This is a genomic window from Microvirga sp. P4_G7, assembly GCF_056401005.1.
Genome location: NZ_JBFUKD010000505.1, coordinates 1 through 2,820 on the forward strand (window position 1 = coordinate 1; position 2,820 = coordinate 2,820).

At 62.2% G+C, this 2,820-nt stretch carries 2 protein-coding genes; both read left to right on the forward strand.

Going from position 1 to position 2,820, the window contains the following annotated elements; all coding sequences use genetic code 11:
* The first annotated feature begins 451 nt into the window (after nucleotides 1–451).
* The gene (locus tag AC1DT3_RS17075) at nucleotides 452–2,005 is read left to right on the forward strand and encodes an OpgD/OpgG family glucan biosynthesis protein (protein ID WP_477466431.1); all 1,554 of its coding nucleotides are present in this window, start codon (nucleotides 452–454) and stop codon (nucleotides 2,003–2,005) included.
* Nucleotides 2,006–2,106: 101 nt separating this feature from the next.
* Nucleotides 2,107–2,820 (forward strand): ABC transporter substrate-binding protein (locus AC1DT3_RS17080; protein WP_477466432.1); only part of this gene is annotated, 714 nt, incomplete at its 3' end.

A 2,820-nucleotide genomic window follows, 5' to 3' on the forward strand; every position in this document is an offset into this window, starting at 1 on the left:
GAAACAAGCCTCTTCGGTGCTGACCTTTGGAGGGCCAACGAGACCAAAAAAGCCCGTTCGTCGTTGCTTTAAGCCGCGTCCCCCGTTGAGAACGGGGTGCGCCGGTTTTCGCCTCCGGCTGCCGGTTAGGGGTATCGAGAACGAGGTTGTTCTCGGGCGGCTGTCCGGCCTCTTGTCCGGATGCCCACCAACCGGCACGCGACCACAGGCACGTGCGAAATTGGGCAAGTCGTCACATAGTGCCGATCGATCGGGATCACAAGACCTTTTTGCAGGTTTTCGACAACGGGACTCGCGCGACGCCTCGTTCAGCCTGTATTAACGGGCGCAGGTAGACGGAAAGAGCCGTCGACACCATGTCTCTCCTTCCCCTGCGGCATATTTCCGTCGCGGTCCTCCGAATCACGTATCCAGAATCAACTTGCCCAAATCCACCGAGAACACCGCCCCGATGTCCAACCTGACTCGCCGAATCGTTCTGCAAAGCTTGCTCGCCAGCGTGGCTGTACCGGCTTTCGCTCAGCAGAGCGCCGCGCCCGCGCCGACGACCTTCCGGTTCGAAGAGGTGGTGCGGCGGGCAAGAGAGATCGCTGCCGCGCCCTACGAGACCCCCAACGCCCAATTGCCGGCGCCGCTGAACCAGCTCAGCTTCGACGAGTACCGTGATATCCGCTTCCGCCCCGAAAAGGCGCTCCTCGCCGGCGGCGGCGGTCCGTTCCGACTGCAGCTCTTTCACCCTGGCTTCCTCTACCAGCGCCCGGTGACGGTGAACGTCATCCGTGACGGCGTGCCGACTCCCATTCCCTACCAGCGCGAGCTGTTCGACTACGGCCGCAACAAGATCGACAAGCCATTGCCGGTCAACATCGGCTTTGCCGGGTTCCGCCTGCATTACCCGCTCAACACGCCCAAGGTCTTCGACGAACTGATCGCCTTCCTCGGCGCAAGCTATTTCCGCTTCCTCGGGCGGGATCAGAAATACGGCCTTTCGGCCCGCGGCCTCGCCATCAACGTCCAGGGCGGCGAGGCCGAGGAGTTCCCGCATTTCCGCGAATTCTGGATCGACATGCCTTCGCCCCAGAGCGACAGGGTGACGATCTACGCGCTCCTCGACAGTCCGTCCGTCGCCGGCGCCTACCGTTTCGAACTGTACCCGTCCGGAGAGACGACGATCGACGTCTCGGTCAATCTCTTTCCGCGCCAGACAATCCAGAATGTCGGGATCGCGCCCCTCACCTCGATGTTCTTCGAGGGCGAGAACGATCGGCACAAGCAGGACGATTTCAGGCCCGAACTGCATGATTCGGACGGTCTCCTGATGCAGTCCGGCTCCGGTGAATGGATCTGGCGGCCTCTGCACAATCCCGACCGCAAGACCGTGTCGTCGTTCAGCGACAACAATCCGCGGGGCTTCGGCTTGATGCAGCGCGACCGGGTGTTCGAGAACTACCAGGATCTCGAGGCGCATTACCACGAGCGTCCGGGATATTGGGTCGAGCCGGTCGGTCAATGGGGCGAGGGTCGAATCGACCTCGTAGAGATTCCGACGTCGGACGAGACACACGACAATGTCGTCGCCTATTGGCAGCCCAACCGCCCCTTCGAGCGTGGCCAGGACGTCAATCTCAACTATCGGCTGCGAGCGGTCTCGAGCGCCGATAGAATGCATCCGGGCGGCAAGGCCGTGAACACGTTCCAGACGCCGGCCCGCGCCAGCGGCTCGAACGCGCCGAGCGACCCGACTCACCGCCGCTTCATCGTGGACTTCGCGGGCGGCGATCTGGAATTCTTCCTGTCCGATCCGTCCCAGGTTCAAATCGTGCCGTCGACCTCGCAGGGAACCATCACGCATACCTTCATCGTTCCCAACGACCGCACCAAGGGCTTTCGCGCCGCCATCGACGTGAAGCTCGAGCCGGGCCAGTCCACGGATCTGCGGGCCTTTCTCAAGGCCGGCAATCGCGCCTTGACCGAGACCTGGACATATCCCTGGTCGGTCGGGTGAGGGCTGCATAACGTACCATCCCGCGAGGCCGGCGGTTGCCAAGCTTGGCCGGAGACGGCAGAACGCCGCATGATCACATGCGTACGTCGCTGGAGGATGCCATGAAGCTTCGAACCGGATTGACGGCCCTTGCCGTCCTCATCGGAGGCGCGGCGCTGGCGGCCGAACCTCTGACCCCAGTGACCTATGGCACCAACTGGCTCGCCCAGGGCGAACATGGCGGTTATTACCAAGCGCTCGCGGATGGCACCTACGAAAAATTCGGCCTGAAGGTGACGATCGTTCCCGGCGGACCGCGCGCCAATAACCGCATGCTGCTCGCCGCCGGCAAGCTCGATTTCTATATGGGCGGCAGCATGATCCAAGCCTTCTCCGCCGTCGAGAAGGATATCCCGACCGTCGTCGTCGCCGCTCATTTCCAGAAGGACCCGCAGGCGCTGATGACCCATCCGGACCAGGGGCTCGATACCTTCGAGGACCTGAAATCGTCGAACGACATCCTGCTTTCCAAGGACGGCTTCGCCACGTTCTTTCAGTGGATGCGGGCCGAGTACGGATTCAAGGACGAGCAGATCAAGCCCTACGGTTTCAACCCCGCTCCCTTCCTCGCCAACAAGCGCGCCGTGCAGCAGGGTTATGTGACGTCCGATCCGCTGGTCATCGAGAAGGTGGGTGGCTTCAAACAGAACGTCTTCCTGCTCGCGGACCATGGCTTCACCACCTATTCGACGACGATCGAGACGCGCCGCGAAGTGATCGAAACGAAGGCCGATCTCGTCCAGCGTTTCGTCGATGCCTCGACCATCGGCTGGTAC